The 26,641-nt window shown below is 45.4% G+C and carries 29 protein-coding genes, 2 tRNA genes and 2 pseudogenes; 11 read left to right on the top strand and 22 right to left on the bottom strand.

Features of this window, described 5'->3' with window-relative positions; genetic code table 11:
• Nucleotides 1-22: 22 nt before the first annotated feature.
• The 5 genes from NAZ64_RS03270 to NAZ64_RS03290 form a co-directional block, all read right to left on the bottom strand.
• Nucleotides 23-616, bottom strand: coding sequence for a helix-turn-helix domain-containing protein (locus NAZ64_RS03270; RefSeq protein WP_001534706.1), 594 nt, complete (start codon nt 614-616; stop codon nt 23-25).
• 144 nt (nt 617-760) lie between these two features.
• The gene (gene aadA, locus NAZ64_RS03275) at nt 761-1,549 is read right to left on the bottom strand and encodes a cryptic aminoglycoside nucleotidyltransferase ANT(3'')/ANT(9) (protein WP_079973460.1); all 789 of its coding nucleotides are present in this window, start codon (nt 1,547-1,549) and stop codon (nt 761-763) included.
• Nucleotides 1,550-1,657: 108 nt separating this feature from the next.
• Entirely contained in the window at nt 1,658-2,305 is a 648-nt protein-coding gene (gene zinT / locus NAZ64_RS03280) for a metal-binding protein ZinT (protein WP_171816095.1), read from the bottom strand.
• A 111-nt stretch (nt 2,306-2,416) separates the two neighbouring features.
• Nucleotides 2,417-2,493: transfer RNA gene (locus tag NAZ64_RS03285), tRNA-Arg, on the bottom strand.
• Nucleotides 2,494-2,501: 8 nt separating this feature from the next.
• Nucleotides 2,502-2,828, bottom strand: a complete 327-nt coding sequence (locus tag NAZ64_RS03290) for a four-helix bundle copper-binding protein (protein WP_220569254.1) — start codon at nt 2,826-2,828, stop codon at nt 2,502-2,504.
• Between the two features lie 193 nt (nt 2,829-3,021).
• Between NAZ64_RS03290 and NAZ64_RS03295 the strand changes: the two genes are divergently transcribed.
• On the top strand, nt 3,022-4,155 hold the full coding sequence (locus tag NAZ64_RS03295; protein ID WP_076935142.1) for a mechanosensitive ion channel family protein: 1,134 nt from the start codon (nt 3,022-3,024) through the stop codon (nt 4,153-4,155).
• Between the two features lie 81 nt (nt 4,156-4,236).
• On the opposite strand, the gene NAZ64_RS03300 is transcribed toward NAZ64_RS03295, so the two are convergent.
• Genes NAZ64_RS03300 through NAZ64_RS03320 form a run of 5 tightly spaced genes read right to left on the bottom strand, consistent with a single transcriptional unit; the run spans nt 4,237 to nt 9,022 of the window.
• Nucleotides 4,237-4,827: an ATP-binding cassette domain-containing protein gene (locus tag NAZ64_RS03300; RefSeq protein WP_000947460.1), complete on the bottom strand. Its 591-nt coding sequence runs from the start codon at nt 4,825-4,827 to the stop codon at nt 4,237-4,239.
• Nucleotides 4,821-5,618, bottom strand: coding sequence for an ATP-binding cassette domain-containing protein (locus NAZ64_RS03305; RefSeq protein WP_061377377.1), 798 nt, complete (start codon nt 5,616-5,618; stop codon nt 4,821-4,823). The genes NAZ64_RS03300 and NAZ64_RS03305 overlap by 7 nt, the downstream gene beginning before the upstream one ends.
• On the bottom strand, nt 5,612-6,424 hold the full coding sequence (locus NAZ64_RS03310) for an ABC transporter permease (protein ID WP_000966647.1): 813 nt from the start codon (nt 6,422-6,424) through the stop codon (nt 5,612-5,614). The genes NAZ64_RS03305 and NAZ64_RS03310 overlap by 7 nt, the downstream gene beginning before the upstream one ends.
• Complete coding sequence (locus NAZ64_RS03315; RefSeq protein ID WP_001529169.1) at nt 6,414-7,388, bottom strand: ABC transporter permease; 975 nt, start codon at nt 7,386-7,388, stop codon at nt 6,414-6,416. The genes NAZ64_RS03310 and NAZ64_RS03315 overlap by 11 nt, the downstream gene beginning before the upstream one ends.
• The gene (locus NAZ64_RS03320) at nt 7,388-9,022 is read right to left on the bottom strand and encodes an ABC transporter substrate-binding protein (RefSeq protein ID WP_079946272.1); all 1,635 of its coding nucleotides are present in this window, start codon (nt 9,020-9,022) and stop codon (nt 7,388-7,390) included. Before NAZ64_RS03320 ends, NAZ64_RS03315 begins: the two co-directional genes overlap by 1 nt.
• 681 nt (nt 9,023-9,703) lie before the next feature.
• Here NAZ64_RS03320 and NAZ64_RS03325 point away from each other — a divergent pair.
• Together NAZ64_RS03325 and NAZ64_RS03330 are read left to right on the top strand one after the other, a co-directional pair.
• A complete protein-coding gene (locus NAZ64_RS03325; RefSeq protein WP_000182479.1) occupies nt 9,704-10,018 on the top strand; it encodes a TRL-like family protein in 315 nt (104 codons plus the stop codon).
• Nucleotides 10,019-10,166: 148 nt separating this feature from the next.
• Entirely contained in the window at nt 10,167-10,697 is a 531-nt protein-coding gene (locus NAZ64_RS03330; RefSeq protein WP_000929974.1) for a cytochrome b, read from the top strand.
• 81 nt (nt 10,698-10,778) lie between these two features.
• On the opposite strand, the gene NAZ64_RS03335 is transcribed toward NAZ64_RS03330, so the two are convergent.
• The 3 genes from NAZ64_RS03335 to NAZ64_RS03345 all read right to left on the bottom strand — a co-directional run bounded on the left by NAZ64_RS03335 (nt 10,779) and on the right by NAZ64_RS03345 (nt 13,053).
• Complete coding sequence (locus NAZ64_RS03335) at nt 10,779-11,822, bottom strand: sialidase family protein (protein ID WP_131046388.1); 1,044 nt, start codon at nt 11,820-11,822, stop codon at nt 10,779-10,781.
• Nucleotides 11,823-12,160: 338 nt separating this feature from the next.
• A complete protein-coding gene (locus NAZ64_RS03340) occupies nt 12,161-12,628 on the bottom strand; it encodes an Hsp20 family protein (protein ID WP_001218118.1) in 468 nt (155 codons plus the stop codon).
• Between the two features lie 197 nt (nt 12,629-12,825).
• Nucleotides 12,826-13,053, bottom strand: a complete 228-nt coding sequence (locus NAZ64_RS03345) for a hypothetical protein (RefSeq protein WP_079841410.1) — start codon at nt 13,051-13,053, stop codon at nt 12,826-12,828.
• Between the two features lie 702 nt (nt 13,054-13,755).
• Between NAZ64_RS03345 and NAZ64_RS03350 the strand changes: the two genes are divergently transcribed.
• Nucleotides 13,756-14,100 (top strand): c-type lysozyme inhibitor, encoded by a 345-nt coding sequence (locus tag NAZ64_RS03350; protein ID WP_000977721.1) that lies wholly within the window; start codon nt 13,756-13,758, stop codon nt 14,098-14,100.
• Nucleotides 14,101-14,854: 754 nt separating this feature from the next.
• Here NAZ64_RS03350 and NAZ64_RS03355 read toward each other — a convergent pair.
• Together NAZ64_RS03355 and pagC are read right to left on the bottom strand one after the other, a co-directional pair.
• Nucleotides 14,855-14,931, bottom strand: a tRNA-Arg gene (locus tag NAZ64_RS03355).
• A gap of 405 nt (nt 14,932-15,336) precedes the next feature.
• Nucleotides 15,337-15,894 (bottom strand): virulence membrane protein PagC, encoded by a 558-nt coding sequence (gene pagC / locus NAZ64_RS03360; protein WP_131046389.1) that lies wholly within the window; start codon nt 15,892-15,894, stop codon nt 15,337-15,339.
• 803 nt (nt 15,895-16,697) lie between these two features.
• On the opposite strand from pagC, the gene pagD reads away from it, so the two are divergent.
• The 4 genes from pagD to msgA all read left to right on the top strand — a co-directional run bounded on the left by pagD (nt 16,698) and on the right by msgA (nt 18,662).
• The gene (pagD, locus tag NAZ64_RS03365; protein WP_024146543.1) at nt 16,698-16,961 is read left to right on the top strand and encodes a virulence protein PagD; all 264 of its coding nucleotides are present in this window, start codon (nt 16,698-16,700) and stop codon (nt 16,959-16,961) included.
• Nucleotides 16,962-17,092: 131 nt separating this feature from the next.
• Nucleotides 17,093-17,305 carry a cold shock-like protein CspF gene (gene cspF, locus NAZ64_RS03370; protein ID WP_001537306.1) on the top strand — a complete coding sequence of 71 codons (213 nt, stop codon included), beginning with the start codon at nt 17,093-17,095 and terminating at the stop codon, nt 17,303-17,305.
• A gap of 415 nt (nt 17,306-17,720) precedes the next feature.
• Entirely contained in the window at nt 17,721-18,242 is a 522-nt protein-coding gene (locus tag NAZ64_RS03375; RefSeq protein ID WP_131046390.1) for an RICIN domain-containing protein, read from the top strand.
• 180 nt (nt 18,243-18,422) lie between these two features.
• A complete protein-coding gene (msgA, locus tag NAZ64_RS03380) occupies nt 18,423-18,662 on the top strand; it encodes a virulence protein MsgA (RefSeq protein WP_483640872.1) in 240 nt (79 codons plus the stop codon).
• Between the two features lie 144 nt (nt 18,663-18,806).
• On the opposite strand, the pseudogene NAZ64_RS03385 reads toward msgA, so the two are convergent.
• Together NAZ64_RS03385 and NAZ64_RS03390 are read right to left on the bottom strand one after the other, a co-directional pair.
• A pseudogene (locus tag NAZ64_RS03385) lies at nt 18,807-18,905 on the bottom strand (hypothetical protein); the annotation flags it as partial.
• Entirely contained in the window at nt 18,880-19,044 is a 165-nt protein-coding gene (locus NAZ64_RS03390; protein WP_220569927.1) for a hypothetical protein, read from the bottom strand. The pseudogene NAZ64_RS03385 and the gene NAZ64_RS03390, both read right to left, overlap by 26 nt.
• Nucleotides 19,045-19,541: 497 nt before the next feature.
• Here NAZ64_RS03390 and cdtB point away from each other — a divergent pair, with 497 nt between their 5' ends.
• Nucleotides 19,542-20,351, top strand: coding sequence for a cytolethal distending toxin S-CDT (cdtB, locus tag NAZ64_RS03395; protein WP_220569255.1), 810 nt, complete (start codon nt 19,542-19,544; stop codon nt 20,349-20,351).
• Between the two features lie 72 nt (nt 20,352-20,423).
• Nucleotides 20,424-20,801 (top strand): DUF1353 domain-containing protein, encoded by a 378-nt coding sequence (locus NAZ64_RS03400; RefSeq protein WP_001277616.1) that lies wholly within the window; start codon nt 20,424-20,426, stop codon nt 20,799-20,801.
• A 147-nt stretch (nt 20,802-20,948) separates the two neighbouring features.
• Here the strand turns inward: NAZ64_RS03400 and NAZ64_RS03405 are convergent, their stop codons facing one another.
• The 3 genes from NAZ64_RS03405 to pltB all read right to left on the bottom strand — a co-directional run bounded on the left by NAZ64_RS03405 (nt 20,949) and on the right by pltB (nt 22,840).
• Complete coding sequence (locus tag NAZ64_RS03405) at nt 20,949-21,491, bottom strand: glycoside hydrolase family 108 protein (RefSeq protein ID WP_000158843.1); 543 nt, start codon at nt 21,489-21,491, stop codon at nt 20,949-20,951.
• 190 nt (nt 21,492-21,681) lie between these two features.
• Complete coding sequence (gene pltA, locus NAZ64_RS03410) at nt 21,682-22,410, bottom strand: typhoid-like toxin S-CDT ADP-ribosylating subunit PltA (RefSeq protein ID WP_000733630.1); 729 nt, start codon at nt 22,408-22,410, stop codon at nt 21,682-21,684.
• 16 nt (nt 22,411-22,426) lie between these two features.
• Nucleotides 22,427-22,840, bottom strand: a complete 414-nt coding sequence (gene pltB, locus NAZ64_RS03415; protein ID WP_000275700.1) for a typhoid-like toxin S-CDT binding subunit PltB — start codon at nt 22,838-22,840, stop codon at nt 22,427-22,429.
• Between the two features lie 612 nt (nt 22,841-23,452).
• On the opposite strand from pltB, the pseudogene NAZ64_RS03420 reads away from it, so the two are divergent.
• Nucleotides 23,453-23,599: pseudogene (locus NAZ64_RS03420) on the top strand (hypothetical protein); the annotation flags it as partial.
• Nucleotides 23,600-23,790: 191 nt separating this feature from the next.
• Here the strand turns inward: NAZ64_RS03420 and sopF are convergent.
• Both sopF and icd read right to left on the bottom strand, forming a co-directional pair.
• Nucleotides 23,791-24,915 carry a type III secretion system effector SopF gene (sopF, locus tag NAZ64_RS03425; RefSeq protein WP_220569256.1) on the bottom strand — a complete coding sequence of 375 codons (1,125 nt, stop codon included), beginning with the start codon at nt 24,913-24,915 and terminating at the stop codon, nt 23,791-23,793.
• Nucleotides 24,916-25,373: 458 nt separating this feature from the next.
• Nucleotides 25,374-26,624 carry an NADP-dependent isocitrate dehydrogenase gene (icd, locus tag NAZ64_RS03430; RefSeq protein ID WP_000444508.1) on the bottom strand — a complete coding sequence of 417 codons (1,251 nt, stop codon included), beginning with the start codon at nt 26,622-26,624 and terminating at the stop codon, nt 25,374-25,376.
• Nucleotides 26,625-26,641: the final 17 nt, after the last annotated feature.

The following is a 26,641-nucleotide window of genomic DNA, read 5'->3' on the forward strand; positions in this document are numbered from 1 at the left end:
CGCCATCAGAAGCAAATCATTATTAAGCAATGACCTTACTATTTACACGTGAAATTACATTATCAACATTATTTATTGTAAGCCAGTGCATAAAGGCTTTAGAGACGGACAGTATTTGATAATCCAGAACTGTTCTACAACCTAATTTAGTCAGAACATGGTAGCGTACTGAGTAAATAGTTTTTAAATGTACATTCAGTTCACAGCTTATTTGTCGGATATCCATTCCTTTAACAAGCATCGCCAAAACATTTCTTTCATTCGCCGTTAATCTGACTTTCTCTGACCTGGGGAAAAATTGACCAGCAGCGGCCAAAATCAGTAACTCACGCCACTCAGCAATAGAGGCATCGACCTTTATTCGATATATAGCATGATGTTCATCAATAAAGTTATATTCATTATGGGTAACAATTCCAATGAGTACCGTTTTAAATGTGGAAGTAATATACTGCTGTACGGTGTAGTAATCGTCGATATCAAAAATAATATAATTTACGTTGCCAGCTATTATTGCGACGTCCTTAAATAAGGACTCCAGACCATAATTAAGAAACAGGTTTTCGCTCAATAGTCTTGTATCTGTCTTTAAAACAGATGATGCGGAACCAGTCATATCCACCTCAACAAAACGAGAGCCATGTGGAAATATCCATTCGATGGCCCGCATAAGATCATCTGCTTACTTCAGCGATGAGAACCTATTAAGTAGTAGTTGAGGAACGCCGTTTGCGCAACCTGACAGACGTCCTGGGGCATCTTATGTGAACTGCGTGGGGATGTGCGCTTTGGCAAAATCCACAAAGCGTACGACCGCAGGCAGCAAAATATGCCAGTCCTGTTGCTCCAGACCTAAATATTCACGCTGCGCCGCACGCAACGTGGCAGCATAATCTTCTGGCAACTGAGGTAACAGCCAGTCAGCCGCCGCATCCTTAGAGGTAAATCTCCCGGTAGAAAGGGTATACCAGATACGCGCCAGGGTTAAAACGATATGATACTCATCTCCCTGCACATCTGCCGTGGATTGCCAAAGGTCGAGGGGATAACGCAAGGCCTTCAGCAACTGCGCCGCAGGGGCTGGCGTGAACAGCCGTTCCGCGCGTTCGCCCTTTAGCGGTATACTGGTTTCCAGAATTTGGGTTATCAGTAACACCATGTCCCAGTCCTGTTGCGCTGGTTCATAAATCCCCTGACAAATGTCCTCTCTTAGCCACTCGCCAAATTGCATTTCCCGGGAAGGTGGAAAACACCAGGGAACCAGCTGCGAATAAAGCACGACAGTGACCTCCAGAGCGCGTTTTTCTGCCGACGCCCCCGGCGGCGATGAAAGCGCCAGCAATTCCTGCATCAGCATTGCGCGTTGGGCCTCCGTCAGCGGCTGACATATTGTCACCAGCAGATCAATGTCGCTGTTTGGCTTCAGACCGCCCGCGACAGCGGAACCATATAAATGAATAGCACGCAACGTATCGCCTGTGACACGAGTAATCAGGCGACATGCCGCTTCCGTTTGGCATTGAATCGAGGGCGGTATGGACAGCGTCATCATCGCTCCGGGGGCGCAGGTATTTTTTATATTGATTGCCAGAAATATGGCATAACGGCAGAAAAAAAGCTCGCTATTCATAGCGAGCTTTTAACATTGCAATCAGACTTAATGATGTAGCATTTCGTCAACGACCTCATTCGCCTTTAACTGATAAGGATAATAGGTAGGCCAGTTTTCCATCTCTTGCAGCAATGCCTGCTGCGAGGTATTTCCCATAAAGATATGGAAGTGCGCCGATTTTCGCGGGGCAATAATATGATCGCTAAACTGAACATATTTAGGCGCTTTGCTATTCGCATCTTTACATTCGAACAGGTAGCGCACCCCTTTTTTACCCGATGCGTAAGTCAGAATTTTATAGCCGGCATAATTGTATTTACAGGATGCAACGTTATTGTCGCGATGGAATTCTATAACGCCATTTTCAATGCCAATAGTCTCAACATTCGTCGCGTATCCTTTGCGATAATACGCTTTAATATCCTCAAACGTTTTCTCCGGGTCTTTCTTCGCCTTTTGTCTGAAGACAGGGTCCAGCTCGCCGCTGACCAGATAAGGATAGACGGATTGCCACATACCATCCCAGTCGGTGAGCGCGCGATTGCGTACATTAGCGTCATCAAACACGCCCGCTGCCGCTTTTTGCTCAACCTCCGTCATCGGCGCGCCATGAGCATGATGACCATGCGCGAAGGCAGGACTATTTACCAACAGCATTCCCAGAAGCATTGTCAGTTTTTTTAAATGAATCACCAAAACGTTACCCTCATCTTTCTTAGAAAGATGATTGTTATATTATAACATTGCATTTATTTCAACAGAAACTCAGCGGCCACCGCGCAGGTGGCCTTTTTTGATATCAACTGGTCCGCCATCGAGGAATTGAACCCCGAACCTTAGAGGTAGAAGCTCTATGCTCTATCCGGTTGAGCTAATGGCGGAAGAAAAATTACGCGGCCATTTTAAGGCAGGCGTCTGCGCATTGGCTGCATGCCCGCGCGCAATTCTGGCAATGGTCGTGATCGTGCCTTGCACACTCTTCGGCGCAGGCTTTGCAGATATCCGCGCACAGGCGGCATAATTTTTGTGAGTACTCGCTTTCCAACGCCATAAATTGCGCCGCCAGGCGACAAATGGCCGCGCATTGCATATCTAACTGGATGCAGTGCTTCATCATTTCGACGTTATCTTCACGCAGACAAGAATAGGCGCAGATATCACACGCCGCCGCGCATTCATAACACTGCTCAATACACTCACGATGTTCTTGTTGCATAAATGACTCCTTATTTTATTAAGAGGAGTAGATAAGTCTGCACAGAAACGCCGGGATAGCCAAACGGCTACCCCTCTTTTTCATACTTTTTGAACAAAAGTGCTGAATAAAACAGCAATAGTAAAGCCGGAAATCGGCCTCCGTGATGTGACGTCTATACTGTAATGTTCATCTGCTTTTCATCGGAGGTAAAATGGAGTATTTAGCACGACTAAATATCGTTGCGATGCTGATGTCAACGACGTTCTGGATCAATCTGGCGGTCGTTTTTTTCGTCACCCTCATTACTTACTGGTTCATCAACTGGCTACTTAATGTGGTCTATAAAGCGCTACAACGCCCGGATAAAAAGGATGACGCTCATGGGCGGCTGCGGCCTATTGTTTTCGAGATGCTGAAAAAGACCAGTAAAATGCTAATCTTTTTTGCCGCATTTCTCTTTAGTCTGCGCTTTGTCGCCCTGCCCGACCGGTTATTCTCTACCCTCTCTCACGCCTGGTTTTTAGTGGTTGCGATTCAAATGGCGATTTGGCTTGATCAGGGCGTACAGTCATGGATGCGTCATTTACTGTATGCCCCAGGCTCCAATAAAAACCCGGTGACGTTAGTCATTCTTGGTATGATTTTGCGCGTGCTCGTCTGGTCTATGATGCTGCTCTCCATCCTGGCGAACGTCGGCGTGGATATTACTGCACTGGTAGCAAGCCTCGGCGTGGGCGGTATTGCTATTGCCCTGGCGGTACAAACCGTTCTGAGCGATGTCTTCGCTTCGCTGTCGATTGGTTTCGATAAGCCCTTCGAGATCGGCGATTTCGTCGTCTTTAATGATGTAGCCGGTACGATTGAACATATCGGTTTGAAAACCACCCGCATCCGTAGCCTCAGCGGCGAACAGATCGTTTGTGCGAACGCGCAGTTGTTGCAGCAAACCATACACAACTATAAGCGGATGCAAACGCGTCGTATCGTGTTTACTTTTGGCGTCGCCACTGCGACACCACCGGAAAAGTTACGCCTCATCGGCGATATGGTGAAAAAAATTATTACCGATGTCGGCGAAACACAATTCGACCGCGCCCATCTACTGGCCTTTAGTCAGGATCGGCTGACCTATGAGGTGGTGCATATCGTCAATACCGCGGATTACAATAAATACATGGATATTCAGCAAGAGATAAATATCCGTATTATTGAAAAACTCATTGAGAATGATATCGAACTGGCGCTGCCTAGTCTGGTCGTCAGAGCCCCTGTACAGGTTGAAGAGACCAGGGACTACAGTAATACCGCTGATGCAAAAAACGCAGATAAACGCGTCATGCAGTAAAATCTCTACCGACAATACCGGGAACCCATGGGTTCCCGGTGCGTTAACGGCGACACGGCAATGCGGAGAAACGACTTGCGGCTATTCCACCTGTAAATGGCGGGTACAGACTTGATCAAGTAGCGCAGACTGATGACTAATCACCAACATCCCTAATGAACGGCTGCGGCACACCTCAAGCACGTATACCCATATCGCTTTTTGAATAGACGGATCGAGTTGCGCCGTCATTTCGTCGGCAATCAGAAAACGCGTTCGCGGGTCAAGCGCGCGCAGTATCGCAATACGCGCCAACTCCCCGCCTGAGAGCTGCATTGGCCGACGCGTCAGCCACTCGGGCTGCACATGCAAACGCCTCATCGTTTCCGGGTCAGGCTGCCAGGCATCACGCACAGCGTCTCCGGCGCTTCGCCAGGGATTAAACGTCAGTTCAGGATGCTGGGGGACCAGCTGTACCGGACAATACTGATGCAGGGGTAACGGGCTACCGTCCAGCAGAACGTCGCCCGCCGTCGGCTTTTGCCATCCGGCCAGGACGCGCCCCAACGTTGTTTTCCCCGTTCCGCTTGGCGCATGAATTCCTACCCGTTCACCGGCAGAAATCGTAAACGTCAGGTTCTGCCATAAGACTTTCCCACCCTGACGAATAACGAGGTCGCGGCAGCTTAGCATTCTATTCCCTCTCCGGTCGGCATAAATAACGGGTTTAGTTCAGGCAATGCTTGCCATTGCCGTTTTAACGGTTCACTCATCTCTTCCGGCTGTAATCGTTCACGGCGAATATTGTCCGTGATATAACCCTGATGCAGCGCCACAATGCGATCGGCATACCGCGCCGCCAGCAGCAGGTCATGAGTCACCCACAGCACGCCGCATCCCCGCTCGCAGAGACCTCGCAAGTGCTCAAGCAACTGGTTTGCCAGTGCCGTATCAAGCCAGGCGGTGATCTCATCCGCGAGGATATAACGAGCCTGGCTGAGCGAGGCGTGGCACGCCAGAATTCGTTTAGCCATCCCGCCGGAGAGCTGGCGAGGAAAGCGTTCCAGGACTGTCGGTTCGAGATCGCTTTGCTGCAATAGCTGTACCATCTGCGTCTCATCCCAGGCGTGTCCGGTCAGATGACATGCTCTGTTCAAATGTTTTCTGATATTCAGCATGGGATTAAGCGCCTGTACCCCCTGCGGCACGTAGCTAAACGTATTGCCCCTAAGCTGCCTGATGGTATGTCTGTCCAGCCGGTTGCCATCAAGCGTAATTTCCCCCCGAAAGCGTAAATTTTCCGGCAGCAGATCGAGCAGGCATTGCAGCAGCAGACTTTTGCCCTCCCCGCTGCCGCCAACCAATGCCACCATTTCGCCGGGCGCGATATCAAAAGAGACATTCTGTAATAACGGCGACCAGCGTCTCGCGCCATACCAGCGATAACGCGCGCTTTCCAGCGTAACCTGTTGTAAACTCAGCATACGTCACTCCTTAGCCACAGCCGCTGAATGGCGCGCGCAAACTGATCGAAGAGCATCACCAGCGTGAATAACATTAAGCCGGGAAACAGCACCAGCCACCAGTTTCCATGGCTAATAAACCGTAACGCATCCGCCAGCAACAGCCCCAGCGAAGGCTCATGCGGCGCCAGCCCAAACCCCAGAAAACTTAACGCCGCGCTGTGCAATACCGCATGAGGAAACATCAATAACGTTCCCGTCAACCATTGCGGCAATAGCGCCGGAAAATAGTGATATCGCCAGCAATAAAGGTGTCCATGCCCCAGACGATAGGTCAATGTCAGGTAGTCACTCTGCGCTACCCGCTCCGCGTCGGCGCGCAGAATCAGCGCCAGACGGGGCCAGTGCGTTAACGCCACGGCCGCAATGACGCCGCTTTTACCGCCGCCGAGCGTAAAACAGATAAGGATCAGCAAAAGTAAATGCGGCATGGCGAGCATGGCATCGGTTATCAGCCGCATCAGGAGGTCCAGCCGGGGATGAATGCGCGCCGCTGCCGCCATCACTAGCGCGATAACGCCGCTGCACAGCGCGGCGCCAACGCCAATTTGTAAACTGGTGAAGGCCCCCTGAAAGCAACGCAGCCATACATCACGCCCCAGATTATCGGTGCCAAACCAGTGCTGGATATCAGGCGACAGATGCCGGGCAAGCAGATTAACCTCTGGCGGCTGGCTCAACGTGGCATAACCGTATCCAGCAATAAACAGCAGACAGGTAACGGAGAGGATCAGACGAAGCAACGTTGGGGCAGGATTATAGAGCATCGGGACGCTCCAGCGATCGATTAAGCACCACCACAAGCCAGGCTGAAATCGTATTTCCGGCAAACACTAATAGCGTACAGAATAAAACGATCCCCATGAGTAGCGGGACATCGCCACGCAGGCCGGCATCGATAGTAGCCTGTCCCAACCCCGGATACGCAAAGACTTTTTCTGCCAGTAACGCCCCCCCCATCAGTTCGCCCAGAGAAGCAAATTGTAAGCAGAGCGCTGGGGTAATCGCATGACGTAACACCTGGTGACGTAACAGCGACCATCCTTTATCCCCCTGAGCGCGCGCAAAACGAATAAATTCGCTCTTCATTACGCTGGCTATTTTTTCTCGCGTATGCAGCGCAATTTGCCCCATGCCCAACAGACTTAACGCACATACCGGCAACACAAGATGGCGTAAACGTTCCGATAAAAGAGCTGTTCCTGCATTATTTCCGGGGTCCCAGGCGCAACAAACAGGTAATATCGGCCAGCGGACGGCAAACAGCGCCAGCAACAGCATTGCTATCCAGAAAGTGGGCAACGATGACAATAAGTAGCTGATACGGCAAATCATCTTATCCGGCCAGCGGTGGAGAAAACGTCCGGCCAGAAAACCCAATGTCACGCCCAGCACACCAGACAATAGCCAGGCGCCTGCCAGCAGCGCGAATGACGTCGCAAAACGTTCCCGGATCACGCTGGCGACAGGCATGTTGAACAGCATGGAATACCCCATGTCTCCCTGGAGCAGACGCCAAAACCAGTGACCGAAACGCTCCCACAGCGGCTGGTCAAGCCCCCAGCGCGCCGCAATCCGCGCATATTGTTCTGGCGGAACATGGAGCAGATCGTTGCCAATATAAGCGCGGATAGGATCAACGGGCGAAAAGCTAAGCAAAATGAAGGTGCCGGCAGCCACCAGCACCAACAGAATAATCAGCCGCAAAAAATGACTGAAGAACAATTTCATCACCGACAGGTCCAGGTCCAGTCATCAAGATTGTTTAACACCGACCAGCTACCGTGGATTTCTGGCGCGCCTTTTCCCAGATCAATACAGGGGTTGGCCAGATAGGTATGCTGAATATTAAGCAGCCATGCCCATGCCGCATCGCCCTGGACGCCCGCGCCCTGCTTCCCATCCCACTCAACCTGCTGCCAGAAAGGAATCGCCTTTTGCCAGTCAGGCGCATCTATAGCCTGTTTCAGATGTGCTTCTACCGCAGGGTTGCTGTAATAGCCCGGGTTATAATATTCCACACCAGCGGCTTTCCCGCTGTAGTGATGGAAGAGTTCCATCGGGTCCAGACTTCCCCAGCCAAACAGCGTAGGGTTAGCGTGCATATGGCGCTCTACGGTTTCCCAGCTTCCCGATTGCAACGAGACGACAATGCCTAAAGGCTGCAACATGGCGCGCACCGCCTCGGCCAGATCCCGCCGGGTGCTGTCGCCACTGGCATACCATAAGGTCAGACGCGCTTCTTTACCTGCTTTTTCACGCACGCCCGCACTGTTTATCTTCCAGCCAGCCTCTTCCAGGATGGCGCGCGCTTTTGCAATATCGCCATCGCTGAATACCACTGAAGGATTTTGCCACGGTAATCCCTGCACCGCGCTATAGGCGGGTATCGCATGGCCTTCCATCACCTGTTCCGCCAGTTGCTTACGATTAATGCCATAGTTAATTGCGCGTCTGATAGCGACATCAGCGGTCACATCGTTGCCGACAGGATAACCGTTAGCATCCTTTTTACCGGCTGGCACCATCGGGAAGACAATGCCCCGGTTTTCAACGCTATCGCGTACCCAGAGTTTAAGATTATCCTGCTGCGGGGCCACCGCCATAGAAGGGGCAATGCGCACCAGTCCCAACTGTCCGCTGCGCGCGGCGGCATAAGCATTATCTTCATCCAGGAAGACAAAAACCAGCCGGTTAAAGTCATTCTTTTTACCTGCATACCAGGGGTTGGCTTCAACAATCAGTTGCTGACCAGGCTGGAAACTGACCAGTCGGTACGGACCGGCGCCTATCGGTTCGCGGGCAAACGTTTTTTCATCATAACGGCTGGCCGGAACAATCCCTAACGACCCGAGTACATTCACAAAGGTACTCTGCGGATGGCTCAGCGTCATCTCAATTCGGCGCGCATCCAGCGCTCGCGCATGACTAAAGTTGCCCATGTCAATTTTACCGCCGCTCTTCGCCGCTTTGTTGTATGTAAAAACGACATCTTCGGCAGTTAATGGCGAGCCATCGGAGAATTTCAGATCGGGTTTTAAGGTCAGTATCCAGGTTTTACCATCGGGGCTGGTATCCACTTTTTCCGTCAGTAAATTACCCCAACTCATATCGGCGTTTTGCTTGAGCAACGGCGCATGAAGCAATAAGTAACTGCCGTGGCTCCAGCCCAGCATAGGATCAAAGCCTTCCGTTGGCTCAGGGCCAATGGCCAGCTTTAAGGTATGGCCATCTGCCGTGTCCGACGCAGCGAAAAGCGGCGAGGTGAATGCCAGAGCCATCGCGCACGTTATGAGCGCCAGTTTGCCTTTAATCATCAGTTTACCCCAGATTATACGTTGTTTTTGTTCCTCCCGGCGCAGCATAAACGTCGGGAGGCCTCCTGAGGACGGCATTATGGCGAGCATTTGTAATGAAAAAATTGATGCAGAACAGAAAGTATGACGATCTTTTAAAAACATCATACGCACAAACGCCGGGAGCGCCAACGTGGGCTAAAGGCCGCTTTTGATGGGGATAAAACGCAAGAGAAATGATGCCAAGAATAGCGGGTTAATTAACGCCATCTTATTCTCTTATTTCCTTTCTATTCTGTATTACGTCTTCCCATCCGACGCTGTTCATTTTCTCAACGTTATTAGTCAGTGCTGAAACGTAAGAAGGTATCGTAATTAGCGCCTCCTGGCTTTAAACCTAAACCAATATTAAACGAACCGGGTGTTAATGAAACTTACCGGCAGAACGCCAGTCATATGGCAACCCGATGAAATGACATGCTATGGAGTCCAACCGAAAAATGTTAACGCCGCCAGGGCTCGTGATGATTTTTTTAGCCGTACTGTTCTCATTACTGACAGGATGCGCAAGTTATAAAAACACGGCGTGGGGAATATATCCGGCTTCAACGGATATTTGTCCATCAGGTACGACATCAACAGGAGGGTGCAAAGAGTAATATCGCATATTTAATATACACCACTTTTTAAATGACTGTCCGGACATTTTCGGACGGTAAGTTTTCTATTAATTTATAATGGACTAATCCCATGACAAATAAAAAACACATTTTTTCAATTATCTTTATTGGTTCTCTTTTAACGGGGTGTGCTACAGGACCATCACCGACAGGGATTGGCTTATATACGGATGTTAAAGGGCCAATTACTGCCACGAGTCTCCCGGCAACCAAAACCGGTAAAGCGTGTGCGCAAACGGTATTGGGTATTGTAAATACCGGCGACGCATCTATTGATTCAGCGAAAAAAGCGGGCGATATTTCTTTAGTGTCGAGTGTTGATTATGAAACTACAGGCTCATATCCGTTTTATGGTAAAACCTGTGTTGTCGTAAGAGGACAATAACAACAGTAAGCCGGCGATGCCGCCGGCTTTTTATCCCATTTTACGTGCCGCTATCTCTGTCTGTTCCTTGCGACTCAGCCCCCGCTTTAAGGTTCTGTTAAGATTTTACGCATACCCTACAAGCAGTTGTTAATAAAGGATAATAATAATGGCACATTTCTCAAGACTGCAAATAACGCTTCACTGGTTAACACTGCTCCTGACAGGCATCGCATATGCGGCTATTGAGTTACGGGGGTGGGCGCCAAAAGGCTCCAGCGTTTACCTGTTTATGAAAGACATGCACTATGATATGGGCGTTCTGGTCTGGGCGCTGATGTTTTTACGGTTATATCTTAAACACAAATACCCGGATCCGGTCATTACGCCTCCCCCTCCTCACTGGCAGCACGTAGCCGCTAAATTAATGCATATCGCGCTTTATCTCACTTTTCTCGCCTTACCGCTGCTGGGCGTCGCGATGATGGCGTCAGGCGGGAAAAGCTGGAGCTTTTTTGGTTTTACTGTACCGGTATTTTTGACGCCAGATAGCACCCTAAAATCGGATATAAAGCGTATTCATGAAATGCTGGCCAATATCGGCTATTTCCTGATTGCCATGCATGCAGCAGCGGCGTTGTTTCACCATTACATACAAAAAGATGATACATTTTCAAGGATGTTACCCGGTAAATCATGACTATTCGGCCATCCCGGCGTAGCGGAGCACGCCGGGCAAGGCATTATTATTCCAGCGCTATCGGTTTCGACTTATAGCGCCTTACACCGTTTGTAATCGACAATATACGATATTTTTCCGGTTCCACGTGTAGGTGATATGTACGACGCCCCCCTCGCTAATAATAGCAGGATAAGAATACTCACCGCGGTCACTTTCCAGGTCCAGTAGTGGTAGCCATGATTCGCCATTATCCTGGGAAGCAATCAGTGAAAGCGGATAGCGCTTCCCCCAGTTGCCGTTGACCGGATTTAACGCAAGAATCAGCGTACCGTCCTGCATACTAACCAGATCGATACCACTATTATTATTCGGTAAAGATGTCGCGCGGGCAACAGACCAGGTAGCGCCATAGTCGATTGAATCACTGCGAAAAATTGCCCCGCGTGTGCTTCGTAACAACATATGGATATGCCCCGGAGAAGACTCCCACAGCGTAGGCTGAATAACGCCATCCCAGCGCAGGAGGTTTTCCAGACAACATTCCCACAACATCCCCTTTTTTACACCATCCCACAACGCTACGTTTATCCCGGAAATAGCGTTATCAGGCTCCAGCGGTACAAAAGAGATATTCCAGTGTTTTCCTTCGTCAGAGGATCGATCCACAAATGCCCTCCACCGTTCAGGACTTTCAATCGACCCTGGCGCAATCCAGGCACCATTTGATGCCAGCAGGAGTTTATTTTTCACGGGACCGCGCGGCAAAATATCATCGTTCACCAACGGAGCTGGCGTACTCCAGGTAAATCCTCTATCGCTGGAGGTGATAAACCAGGTTTTCCACACGTGTACGTCGCTGCCTACTTTATAAAATAACCACAATTTATCCGACGGGTAAAATAACACCGGATTCCAGTGCGCTTCCCCCTCGCGTGCCGCCACTCGCTGCGGTGTTGTCCAGATATTATGTTCATAGCGAGATAGCCAGATGGCTGTATCTTCGCTTCCTTCGCGCAACCCCGCGAACCATGCGGCCACGAGCGTACCGCACGGTAAGCGAACAAGCGTAGAGGCATGGCACTGGAAGAACTCGGTTCTGCTTTCCGGTAAAATGACCTGCCGATTGACGAGCGCTAATTTCATACCTGCCTCTATTAAATAAGGTAAAAAGCATCAGCTTTTTTATGTATGAAAGTAGTGTTAGCAGAAATAGCATCAACGCGGTGAAAACGATGAACCGCTATACGAATTTATGTTCAGATATCGCGCCCATAACAGGCAGAATGTCGAGAGTGGACAAAAATTGGACTGACCTCGCGGATAATTCCAACTTACCGCCGTCCAATGGCGACGAGGTCAGTGGCACGGGATAATATAGAGGTCAGGGCTATAATATTTAGCGATCTGTGCCTACAAGCATGACGGGATACTTTTCGCTACAGGCAATGAAGGCCCGTCTAAACGGGCCTCTATTAACGCGATTATGATTTGTGTTCAATCGCTTTTGGTTTGCTTTCTATGGCAATTTTTTTCGGTTTCTCGCTTTCAGGGATCTCCTGGTAAATCTCGACCAACAAGAGGCCCTGTTCCAGTTTCGCATTATTCACCTTAGCATGTTCAGGCAAAGAAAAACTCAACTGGAAATCCGCCTTACGAATACCACGATAAATCCAGTGCGTCTGATCCTCTACCGTCTCTTCAGTGTGTTTACCCGTAATATTCAGGTTGCCGCCAACCGTTTCAATTTCAAGCTCTTCCTCTTTCCAGCCAGGAACGCTCACGGTAAGCAGATAGTTATTCGCATCGCGCTTTTGCAGATCGTAAGCTGGCGTCGCAGCGACTGGCGTATCTCCTGTTAATTGACTGAAAAGTCTATCAATACGGTTGAAACGGTCAGAGAAAAGAGAATCAGCAAACACGGGAAGTGCTGACAAGGTTCTGAGTGCCATCATTAACCTCCTGAATCACTATTCAAAAGTTCAACATCAAGGCAAGCATTGCTTGTCCACTGACTACATAGGGACGGAAAAAACATTTTCAAGCCTATAAAAGCCTTTTTTTAGTCACAAATTTAAGTGGTTAACGAAAAATCTCATCCCGTTCATTGCCATTTCCGTTGTCCCTTCATCTTTACAATTTTTCTTCATCAGCACAATTGATAATGATTATCAATTGCATTAATGTATACAGGTTGGTTATGGCAGTGACCAACGCCCTTCTCCATTATCAAACCCAGCGCCGCCTTCGGGCGGCCTTTTGGGAGGAAATATGGTCGCCAAAAATAAAATTCACGGTCGTCGTATTCATCAGTCTCTGCAACAGTTACATCATCGTTGTCTTTTTCAGCAACTGGCGGTAAGTCCACCAGGAGCAAAATATGTTTCAGTCACCGCTGAAACAAAAAACTGGCTTATTCATCTTGTGACTTCAGAGGGTCGCTAGCACGCGGTAGTGACTGTCCATGTTGTCGCTAAAATTTTAATGAAATGACATTTATACACCTACAATTTGCGCCCGGCTACTCCGGGCGCCATACCTGAAGATATGACACCCGTTGCCAACTCACAGGAATTTTAGCTATCGTCTCCGACGTAGAAAAATTCGATATCTTTATTAAACCATTTATCAATGTTGTGCCACATCAGACAACCGGTCAGAAAACTTGCGATCAATATCCCTCCTATAAGCCACTTTTTCACATATACTCCTGAATAACCCCTGTTGATGCCATTATCTGATCGATAATAAAAAGACCATCATTTGAAGAAATAGTTTCACTGACAGATACCGTATGAAACGAGACAGTGAACAGTACCGTTTTCTTCGGTTTTTATGCCATAGTATTGAGCAGTGGTGACAATCATTTTCTATCGCGCCATAATGATTTGCAGCCTATAGTTTATGATTTTAAGATTTGTCTACTCATCACATATGTCAGTGATGGATAAATTATAATACGCTTTTCTGGCGCACTTTTCGTCAGTAAACAGGAATACTACAGCATTCATCGTATTGATGCCGCTTTATCTCCCGTTCTTCAGGGAATTAACGACAATTTTATGCACAAAGGATACTAATGATGAAACGTAAATTGATCCCATTTGCCCTCTTTCTCGCTGCGCTTAGCGCCAGTACCACCTCTCTAGCAGCTTCGCAGGAGATTTCTAAATCTATATACACCTGTAATGATAACCAGGTTATGGAGGTGATTTACGTCAACACTGAGGCTGGAAACGCCTATGCGATTATCAGCCAGGTAAACGAGATGATCCCGATGCGGTTAATGAAAATGGCCTCCGGAGCAAATTACGAAGCCATAGACAAAAATTATACTTATAAACTTTATACCAAAGGCAAAACGGCTGAACTGGTGGAAGGTGATGATAAACCTGTTCTCAGTAACTGTTCCTTAGCTAACTAACCTTCAGAAATGCCTGAAGGCTCATCAGGCATTTCCACTTCCACCTTCCTGTAACGTAACGTTAAAAAATATGTGAATCACTACAATAAAATAATGGCTAATTAGTAACCACTTTTAAACATGGCTAATCCTATTTTTAAAGAAAAGTTCGAACTGTCTTAATTTTCGTTGTTTAGTGTTTAAATGTTTTGCTTTATTAAGTGGCCCAGGTAGAATTCACAGCGGCTGGTAACCATTCATATTCGCACTATTGAACGATTACCAGCCAACCGCGCCAGGGTCTTGCATACGCTCTGGCGCGGTTAAATCCCCAGGCCATAAACGAAATCACAGGTTTCTGCTTTTTCTCATATCTTTCACGTTAACCTGCATTATCCTTGCCCACCTGATGTAGAAAAACACCGCTCTGAACCATAGGGTGTGAATTTCATTTTATAAAAAATTGCGGTGCCGGGTGCCTCCCGGTGAACCATACCACAGTCAATATGGTTCGCGAGGAACATTAACTATTTGACTGGACGCCCCGCCGCAAAGGGGGATTCACCGCATAAGAAAAATCTACAACTCACAAGTAATAAAAGACAATAACATTTTTGTGCATTTTTTATAAATGACTATCTTGTCACGTAATAAATGAAATTATTCTGTAACAGGGGTGCAAGACAATACTTATTCAAAACTGAAGTGGTCAGTGGGAGTCGAACCCACATCATCAGCCTGGCACTGAGGTAATAACATTATACGATAACCACATTGGACCGCCACCGAGGCCTCGAACCTCGCACCATCAACTTAGGAGGTTGATGCTCTATCCAGCTGAGCTAGTGGCGGCTGGGGACTTCTGCCAGGCGCAAAAAAGGTGCTCTCCTGGATAAGATACATACCTTACTACTTTTCAGTAGTCGTTCAACGGCAGGTACAATATGCGAAGGCGGTCACAAAATCTTGATGACATTGTGATTAATTACAGGAAAATTTTTCAGAGTGAATCTTGTGAGATCTGGCGTTATTTACACCAGATTTTCCTTCCTGCTTATCACCTACCTGAGCAACCTTGATTGCTTACCACAATCACTTAACTGTGCTAATGCTGGTGAGATGTTATGTACAGCGTCACTATGACGAAGAGAGTATGACGAAGAGAGAAAAGACAGGCAGGTACGTGTCACTGGTAAAGAAGCCCTGTTTTATTGACTGGCGGTGCGGAAGGCGAACCTTCCGCATAGCTTATGCTTTTCAGAAACGGTATCCAACCCCGACGTTGAAGCCGTTTATTTTTGTAGAGGAGATGTTGCTTCCTTCATACCCAACATCGACGACGATATTCTCCAGCGGATTCATCTGTACACCCGCGCCCCAGGCAAATCCCGTTTTCCTTGAGGAAATTTTGTTAGAAAAAGAATCGCCATCCTGAGTGGAATGTTCTTTAAACGTCGCCTTTACCGTGCCGACACCTGCCAGCGCGTATAACGAAAAATTGTCAGACAATCGATAGGCTGGTCCAACCATAAAAGAACCGTACTTCACCTCAAACTTGTCATGGTAATGAATACCTTCAGACTCAACAGACCCGGAAGCCTGGCTGTCTCCATATAAGTAACTTAGCGAGGAAATAAAACTTATCGGAGAGTCATCCTCATAACGGTATTTCACATTAACCCCTCGGATATTTTTGAAATCCTGAACTTTACTTTGTGCATACCCCACAGAAAAGGCGTTAGTATCGGCCTGTGCAACATTTACAACCAAAACGCTTGTAGTAATAACTAAAGTGGATAAAATAATATTTTTCATAACAACTCCTTAATACTACTTATTATTTACGGTGTGTTTAAACACCTGCAGTACCGATCCGGCATTCAGTTATCGCCACTATGCCGAATCGACAAAACCACGAATAATTCACCGCTATCGCTCCTGATGCGTTTACTTTCTGAAAGATATTTTTACTACGAAGTTCTCTATCGCTCCTTAAGGTAACCGGTTCTACGATGTCATCTAACTTTTATAGATTTGAATGCTAATTTTTCTCACGCATATATATTTAACAGAAACCATAAAGTGTTAAGCCACTATAGAACAACAAACTCGCCATACAACTATTTGATATTTAAAGAAAAAACCTCACAACCACATTAAGAAACCTGACGCCGAACGGCTAAAACATGTCATTAAGCACACTCGCCATATAACCAGAACATATCGCATTGTGCTTCACAGTCCTCACGTGACGCTCCAGCCGCAATACCGTATATGCCATCGCAGGCGCTGTAATCATATTCACGATGATGCTTAGCACGATTTATTCCCGCTCCGATTTAATCTTTTAATATGTCTATCAGTTACAACATTTCTTGTTATAAGAATAGAATCAACACCACAATTCCAACATAAATATCACCTGTGTTGAGAGAAAATTTACATTCCAGAAAAATAATAACGGACGCAAATATTGAACACGCGATAAAAAAGTCTATTTCGCTATAAAACCCATTATTATTAAGAGTGGTTAACTCTTCGTTGAATAAAAAATGCCAATGACGTTCCATAATTCATTAGATGAACTTCACAAGTCATTACATATAACAGGAGGTGCTATGAAACATCATGCTTTTATGCTTTGGACATTACTTATTTTTTCATTCCATGTTTTGGCCAGTTCAGACCATTGTTCTGGTTTACAACAGACATCATGGGAAATTTTTATCTACGATTTTGGTAGTAAAACCCCGCAACCACCTACAAATACCGATAAAAAGCAAGCCAGGCAGATTAGTTCACCATCCTGCCCGACGGCAAAACCCATGATGTCCGCACCAACCAACGACGCCAGGAAAGGGAATACTTTCTCCAGAACATAATGTTATTTATCTACAATGGTGCCGAGCGACTACTTTTAGCCATCCGGAAATCTTGATTGTCATCAAATATAGCTGGCATTATTTTTCCTGACGTGTATAGTGCGCCTCGTTATCCCCATTAAGGAATTTGTTTGTCTCGTAAAATGACAGGAATTGTCAAAACCTTTGATTGTAAGAGCGGTAAAGGTCTCATCACCCCCTCCGATGGACGCAAAGATGTTCAGGTCCACATTTCAGCATGTCGCCAACACGAAACAGAAGCGCTTATCCCCGGTATACGCGTTGAGTTTTGTCGTATTAATGGCCTCCGCGGACCTACCGCCGCCAACGTTTATCTTTCATAATTCGTCACTCGGCATTTTTTCAGAAAAATTTAGCGAGCCCGTATACCTCCGCAGTCTGCTATGAGGCTTTGCCTGAAAGGCTGCAGAATGTTTTCAGTGGCGAAAATCTAAAGGATTTATTTTGCTAATGACTCCTGTGACCTCTTTTATCATATATCGTGTGTCCCCCCCTTCTCACTTTGTTTAACGTGAAGAAATGTACAGCCGTTTTTCACTGTGATAGCATCTAATATTGCAAAAGTATTTAACGCTATATACCCATCGTCACAGGAGTGGCTGGCTGCGCGCATTTAACCGAAGTATTTATGTGATTCTATCGGAATTATCTCTATTGTCGCTCAATGCTACGTCATATTCAGTGGGTATAAATCGCCAATATAGTTGTAACGCTATTTATTTTTAGGGTAATAATTGAATGACTTTGCTTTCAGGAAAAACCACACTGGTTCTCTGCCTCTCCTCTATTTTATGTGGATGTACGACGAACGGCTTACCCGCACCTTATAGTATTAATTTGTCGTTCCCGGTCATTACACAAAACCAAATTAATTCCGGTGGTTATTACATAAATGACGCGGAACAAATTCGGACAACTGATGGTCTGTGCCTTGATACAGGTTCAGAACAACAGAATCGTTTGACGCTGCGGGAGTGTAAGCATGTGAAATCTCAGCTTTTCTCATTTCACCGAGACAGAATCACGCAGGGTGAGAAATGTCTGGATGCCGCAGGACAAGGTACAAAAGAAGGCACACCAATCATTCTTTATTCATGCACGGGTAATGATAACCAGCGCTGGCTCACTGATGATAACAAAATTAAGGGGAAACAGAGCCGAAAATGCCTAGGCACAAATAGCATTATTGTCAGAAAAGGCGACCCTGTTGTGTTGGCCGATTGCGATTTTAGTCGCGCCCTGGAATTTACCATCAGGTAGCAGGACATCGCTGTGAAGAGAGGGCCGCTAACCTCATGACACAACAACAGGTTAGCGACCTTTACTTCCACGTGCGGTCACGTCCGCAACGTCAGGATGACAAAACGGCGGCTAAACCTTGACACCAGTTATATACCCAGCTTAAATACTGGTCATCCAACCAGTAAAAAGGAAATGGCGATGTTCGTCGAACTCGTTTATGACAAGCGAAATGTTGAAGGTTTGCCAGGCGCACGCGAAATCATCCTCAATGAACTCACAAAACGCGTACATCAACTTTTTCCCGATGCGCAAGTGAAAGTTAAGCCAATGCAGGCGAACGCATTAAACAGTGACTGTACAAAAACCGAGAAAGAACGACTGCACCGTATGCTGGAAGAGATGTTTGAAGAGGCTGATATGTGGCCGGTCGCCGAATAACGTCCCCTCCTGCGAAAGCGACATGTCCGATCGAAAACAGCGCCCTGAGGCGCTGTCTGTGACGATATAACGCAAACGCCACCACTCAAAACATGTAGCGGAAGTTGGCGTTTATCGCATGGTCAACATGCTATTTGCCAGATGCCGACTGCTCCAGCGCCAGTCCTTGCCACTGAACGTTTTGCCCAGTGCCACACCTGTACGCCCTATCAACGGATTATACGTTTTGCTGCGCATCGACACTATTGGTCACGGTTTTACAGTAAAAATGGTACCTGTTCTCAGGTTTTTCCGGCGTCAGTGTACCGTTATAATGGTGAGGTCTGACGCTGTTGTAGTCGTTCAAGATGTAACCATTAATTTGTCCGGTTTTCTTGTTCATTAAGTCACCTGTTTTGTGTTGAGGTGAGAAGATCACCTTTAATCAGGTGACTAAATTTACTGTGTCACTACAAGAATGAGAATAGATGAAATGTTACCTTCCACACAGGGATATAATAATCCTGGTAATGAAAAATTTATGTTTACTTATAAAGTACTAATGATATCGAATCTGTATTTCCGCATATAAATCAACCCAATACAGTTACAATGAGATAAGTGAATGTAGTTTTAAATTCAGTTAGTTGTTTATCTATAGTTGTCTCTTTGGTATTAACAATAATTAATTGATTGTACTGAATAAACTATTATTTTACCTCTGTAATAGACATCTATTTTAGTTTTATTGACGTTAGACTATGTATCTTACTACCTGCACAAGACATAGAACCAGAAACAAGTCAGGCATTGCCAGAATAAAATCAACGTCATGAAACAATGGGTTATGAACACATATATCATTCAGATAAAGAAGTAATCATGGGGAGAGTAGATATCATGAAAAAACCTGTTTTTTTCCTTCTGACCATGCTCATCTGCAGCTATATTTCTTTTGCCTGCGCTAATATCAGTGACTACAAAGTTATGACCTGGAATCTTCAGGGCTCATCAGCCTCCACTGAAAGTAAATGGAACATCAATGTCAGTCGGCTTCTCAGAGGTAGTGACGGGGTAGATATTCTCATGGTTCAGGAGGCCGGTGCTGTTCCCACCTCAGCGGTTCCTACCGGACGACATATTCAGCCTTTTGGAGTGGGTATTCCCATTGATGAATACACCTGGAATCTCGGAACCACCAGCCGTCAGGATATAAGATATATCTACCACTCGGCTATTGATGTTGGAGCACGCCGTGTTAATCTGGCAATTGTTTCCAGACAAAGAGCGGATAATGTTTATGTCTTGCGTCCGACAACTGTCGCATCTCGCCCCGTCATTGGCATCGGACTGGGTAATGATGTTTTTCTGACAGCGCACGCACTGGCTAGTGGAGGTCCGGATGCTGCAGCTATTGTCAGGGTTACCATTAATTTTTTTAGACAACCTCAGATGCGGCATTTATCCTGGTTTCTTGCCGGGGATTTTAATCGCAGCCCAGACAGACTTGAAAATGACCTGATGACTGAGCATCTGGAACGAGTTGTAGCCGTACTCGCACCTACAGAACCCACGCAAATTGGCGGTGGTATTTTAGATTATGGGGTCATTGTCGATCGAGCACCTTATTCACAAAGGGTTGAAGCATTACGTAATCCACAACTCGCTTCTGATCATTATCCCGTAGCCTTTTTGGCACGAAGCTGTTAATGAGTAAATAGCGTTGACGACATGTACTTTGAGCGTAAGGTGCAGAATATATATTTATTATAAGGTAAAATTATGAGTTGTTTTACCAGTCCAGCAATTATGGAAATGTTAGGTCATTATAAATGGCGTGTTTATGAGCCATTCAGGTTTTATCTCAGTGAAGATAAAAATGATGTTATTGAAGTACCGGTAGGATTCGTTACCGACCTTGCCACTGTTCCGCGTATTTTCTGGTCATTATTACCACCGGATGGTGAATATGCCAAAGCGGCAATCATTCATGACTACCTGTATCATTATCCATTACGTAACAGAAAAGAGTCCGATCTCATATTCCTGGATGGGATGAAAGTTCTGGGCGTGCCAAAATGGAAAAGGATAATAATGTATTTAGCCGTAAGAATATTTGGCTGGAAATACTATCATTCTCATACCATACAACATAATTAATTTCTCGTTTTTAACACACAAAGAACTATAGAAAAACCTGACGCCTTAATATAGTAATAATAAGACTTAGTGGCTTTCACCAGTTCTCTGTGTGAATATATCATTATATGCTATCATCACAAACCGCCATAGTGGTAAGTAAGGGAATTACAACCTTACCCGTTCCTTTATCCATCCATAAACAAATGACTCATTCGCCTGGCGCTTTTCTGCTAACTCCAGATAGCGTTGTCCCTGACTACAATTCAATGCCCGGATAAGTATCATTTCGCCCTCATCTCTCCGGTGAGAGAGAAAAAATGTTAGTGCCGAAAGCGTCCGTGGCCCAATCTGACCATCTGCTATCAAATCCGGATAAATTTTTTGCTGATCATTAAAAACATTAAGCCAACGCTGGAAGTACTTAATCGGGATTGAGGGTCCCATGTTCACACCAGTATCACAAAGCTCAGCTGCGATAGAATGAGAGATAATGGCAACCTGATCAAGTCGTGGACCATACCAATAATCTGCCTCAAGGATTTTTAATGCTTGATTACGGGTAAGATTCCGCATATCCCCCATATAGCCATTAGCCCGGGCCGTCGTCAGGGTTATACCCCAATGCGTTGGTCCCCCCCTGTCGTCAGGGTGATCAACATAACCGCCTTCTCTACTAAGGATAGCTGCAAAGATTTCATCTTTAGTCATAATGACTCCTTCTAATATTAATAAAATACGTACCTGAATGCCATGATTGATAATGCAATGAATCTGATAAAAACTTATTGAAGTATATAAACATTTATATTTAAGTGGATAGCCAACTTAATAAACAATATTAACCAGGCCACTAATAAACGGTCTGTTTAATTTAATAGGCAACATAGGTAAGTTTCATTTATTTAGAAAGTATAAGTTCTATTACAGGTCTTGCATCATAAAAAGACATGTTGTATACGTCAGCTCTTTGCCCTCGATGTGATTGACATACGCTACCTATTGAAAAGCATGAACTTATTAATGGGCCGAATGCATCAATTCGTTGTTGGGTATACGTCTGCGGTTCCGGAAGAAAAGGTATCACGCCAGGATTAGACGTAGTGCTTAAACCTAAATAACTGGAATTCATTGTGCTTACACCATCCTTTACCAGACCTGTTGCGCTATCATAAACAAGCGCCACGGCCTTTTGAATATTCTCGGGTAAAATAGATAATGTGGAAACATACTCTCTTTGCAATCGCATCATCGTTTTTTCATAAGCATTAAAGTGACCACCTTGCGTTTCCAGATAGGTGATGGATGGGAGCAAGCTGTAGAAATTATTATCTGCACGAATCTGATATCTGTATAAATTACCTTTGAATGTTGAGCGAGAATAGTACGCCCTGGCTATAGCATATGTTTGATTAACACTTGAGGTTGTTGCAATATAGCGACTGTCACTACTTCCACCACTACATGACCTTCCACTGATAAATTGCTGAAAGTTACGGTTATACCCAAGTAGTGAAAACCCATCGCGAAAAATAACGTCCGGCGGGGTTGAGTCCACACGATACACAAAATCTACTGCATAGTTATTAAAGCTAACTATAGATAAGGTTAAGAGTATTAACTTTTTCATTATTTCTTCCCCCCTCTTACTTGGGTCCAAAGCATTGTGTCGCACTGCACGATGATAGTCCCACAAGAGCATTTGCTGAAAAGGTATTTACAAAAAGCGGATAGGTCCAGATATTTTTTTGAACATGAATCCTTACGGATTGCCCTGTACTATAAAAATATCTTGCCTGGTCAAGAAGTTCTTTAAAGGAGGGTGCCCATATGCTCTGCTTTGATACCGCACATGCAACAACTGGTGTACCACTACCGTTAGCTTTAACCGTTTTTATGCAAAAATAAGGACTAGTATCTATCTGACCAACATGTATTTCACTGATAACTTCGTCTGAGTAATAGGCGTTCGTTTTATCTCCTGTCCACTCAGCGCTGGCATTAAAAGAATAAAGGAGAATTAATAATGTATAAACAGGCACAAACTTATTTATATACATGCTACTCTCCTGTACATTTAAAATAATTAACAAAGCACAAATTTATTATATCTCATCACATCTAAATCCAGTCTATCATGATTTACTTCAACACAATGTTACCAACCACAACAAACACTCAAATTACTTGTGAATAGCAATTAATACATATATAAAAAATTTCATCACTGATAATAAGCACACCTGTTTTATCAGTTACAGAATTCCTGCCACGGTAATAACACAGGTACTTCCGGCTCATATTGATCGCCGTCGTCTGTCTACTGGTTTTCATTTTCAGCAAAGCAGGACATAACTCATTAAGAAATTGACGATAATTTAACAAGTCCGCTCTTTGCAAGAACGTTCTGGATAACTATCAGATCACTATTATAGGATCAAAGAGTGGGGAATAAATCATTATCATCCAACTGAATCATGGACGACATCTTATTAACTGGCAATCTTTTTCCAGTGTAGTGATCCTACCCGTGTAATCTATCTGTACCCTCCTGGTAAAGTGTCAGGCAATTTAGTCAGCCTATTGTTGATAACCGCCAGAAAAGTAATATGTTCAGGAAGATGATCTAATAAAATTGTGAGCTGTAGGTCGCTGAGATCTAGTATAAGGCAATGATATTTCAAACATTCCCGCATCCAAGTTTGTTGAACGAAAATTTACTTAAAGAAAAAATAATAAGCCTTAATATTTTTTGCAGTATTTCAACTTATAGCAGAATAAATGTGCGTAGATGGCGTAAAAACCTGATGAGCAGGAATATCGATAGCCAGCAGACGCTTCTGCTGGTCCATATTCCTCCATTTTGCCAGGCCATACTGGAGCGCCATCAGGTATCTGCCAGATTGATCCTAAGCTAATAAATATAAACAGATAGCAGTTACTGCCTACCTCAAGAAGTATGTGCTCATGATCATTTAAAGCTCTTTTAAAGAGACTGATAATAAGCTTGTCAATATAATATTATGCAGTCTCTATTAAGCGCCTGGTTTATTTGTTTTGCATAATCATATAGTTGACTTTTCGAGTAAGAATTTTCTTGCAAAGACAAATAAACATGTTTTATATCTCTAAATAAGCATACATCACCATGAATATGAGCCTCTATATAATTCCCTTCATAGCCTTTACCATAATTAGAATGAGCTAAAAATTTTTCGCCCTTAGCCATTTTAACCAAACTCTTAAAGCAATTATAACCAAAAAAATCATTTTGACAGGATGCAATCAGGTTCTCCATATGGCAAAATGTAGATAATTTACTAGTATCCAGGCCAAATCTGTGGCCGTAGATATCAAAAGGTGAGAATGTACAATTTGTTTTTACATTATCATTTAATTCAAAAAATGATTTCCCATAGGCGCTGGCACCTCCATTTTCACCGTTCAGAAAGTCCAGTGCAGCATAAATTGGTCTGCTTGTAGGGCTAAAAGTTTTACTGTTGGGAGTATATGCTACGGAAAAACCGCCTGTCTGACCATATGGGGCATAAGGTGAATCTGCAAGCTTCTCCAGTTCAAATGCTTTAGTTTCAACTGAATCACGCCCGACATTATAAGCAGGTAAATCTCCTGGTCTGCAACCTAATGCATAAGAGTTCAGATATTCTTTATTTTTTAAGAGAGAGACAAAGTCAATTTTGGCTGCATTAAAATTTATTGTCAGCCGGGCATTTTGTAAAACATCCACCATCTTATTTAGCAAGAGAGCGCAATCTATTTCGGCACCACACTCACGGCTTATCCGCCTGAGCGCTTTTTCTCTTATTATGTCAGCGTCGCGCTGACACCTGGAATGAATATGCGCAAGTACTTGTTTTCCAAAAAGGCGACCATACACCTTTTTACGCTCTTCATTGCTGAGACCGCAAAACACTTCGTCAAAAGAAAGCCTGTACGCTGCGCTTACAGAACCTCTCGCCGCTCTGCTTTCTGGAAATGGCGGAACATCTTCAACAAAATTTTTAATTTGCTGAATGTCTGAAGACAGAGGAGTACGTCCGACATTTTTTTCCTTATCTGTTTCCAGATATTCCGGAACCTTCACACTTCCACTGTAGAAGATAGGTTTGAGCATATGTCTCCTGAATTTTTATGACTAATATAGCATTCACTTTCGCTGACGTATTCTTTACCAGGCTGATATTTCAACACCTCTTAACAGCCTTATAGAAGTGCAAATAAAGACACTAATAATTTCATAAAATGCTTAATCTACCCACTATTGCAGGCAATAAATCATCACCTTTTATTGAAATAATCCCCTGATAATAACAATAAATCTGGTAAGGCACTTTCAAAAAATAGCCAAACCACACATCATAAAGAAAACCACCACAATCAAAATCGGTAACTATCAGCTTTCAGGGGGTCTCAGGTTATCATGACGATCGGCGTAAAGGATGGATTACTATTGCGGTCAGAATTGAGGGAGTTTTGATAAATTTTTTTGATAAAATTTTGATAACCGTTCGAATGCTAATAATAAAAACGGGGACGTTAAGTCCCCGTTTTTGTTTTTAACAATTATCGTTATTACATATTTGCGATAATCGCGTCGCCAAACTCACTACATTTCAGCAGTTTAGCGCCTTCCATCAGGCGTTCAAAGTCATAGGTCACGGTCTTCGCGGCAATCGCGCCTTCCATACCTTTAACAATCAGATCCGCCGCTTCGAACCACTGCATGTGACGCAGCATCATCTCCGCAGACAGAATAATGGAGCCTGGGTTGACTTTATCCTGGCCCGCATATTTCGGCGCAGTCCCGTGAGTCGCTTCAAACAACGCGCATTCGTCGCCGATATTCGCACCCGGTGCAATACCGATACCGCCAACCTGAGCCGCCAGGGCATCGGAAATATAGTCACCGTTCAGGTTCATACAGGCGATAACGTCGTATTCCGCCGGACGCAACAGGATCTGTTGCAGGAACGCATCGGCGATAACGTCTTTAACCACGATCTCTTTACCCGTGTTCGGGTTCTTAATTTTCAGCCACGGACCGCCGTCAATAAGCTCACCGCCGAACTCGTCGCGCGCCAACTGGTAGCCCCAGTCTTTAAACGCGCCTTCGGTGAACTTCATGATATTGCCTTTATGTACCAGCGTAACGGAATCGCGATCGTTGGTAATAGCGTATTCAATCGCCGCGCGAACCAGACGTTTAGTGCCTTCTTCAGAACACGGTTTGATACCGATACCGCAGTGCTCCGGGAAGCGAATTTTCTTCACGCCCATCTCTTCGCGCAGGAACTTGATCACTTTCTCAGCGTCTGCAGAGTCAGCTTTCCATTCAATTCCGGCGTAGATGTCTTCAGAGTTTTCACGGAAGATGACCATATCGGTCAGCTCCGGATGTTTCACCGGACTTGGCGTGCCCTGATAGTAACGAACGGGACGCAGACAAACGTACAGGTCAAGCTCCTGACGCAGGGCAACGTTCAGAGAGCGGATACCGCCGCCAACCGGCGTGGTCAACGGACCTTTAATCGCTACGCGGTAATCACGAATTAAATCAAGGGTTTCAGCGGGAAGCCAGACATCCTGGCCGTAAACCTGTGTGGATTTTTCTCCGGTGTAAATTTCCATCCAGGAAATTTTACGCTCGCCTTTATAGGCTTTCTCGACGGCGGCATCGACCACTTTAAGCATGGCTGGAGTAACATCAACACCGATACCATCGCCTTCAATAAACGGGATAATCGGATTCTCAGGAACGTTGAGTTTGCCGTTTTGCAGGGTGATCTTCTTACCTTCCACCGGAACAACTACTTTGCTTTCCATTCACCTCTCCTTCGAGC

It is taken from the genome of Salmonella sp. A1325, from assembly GCF_056991255.1.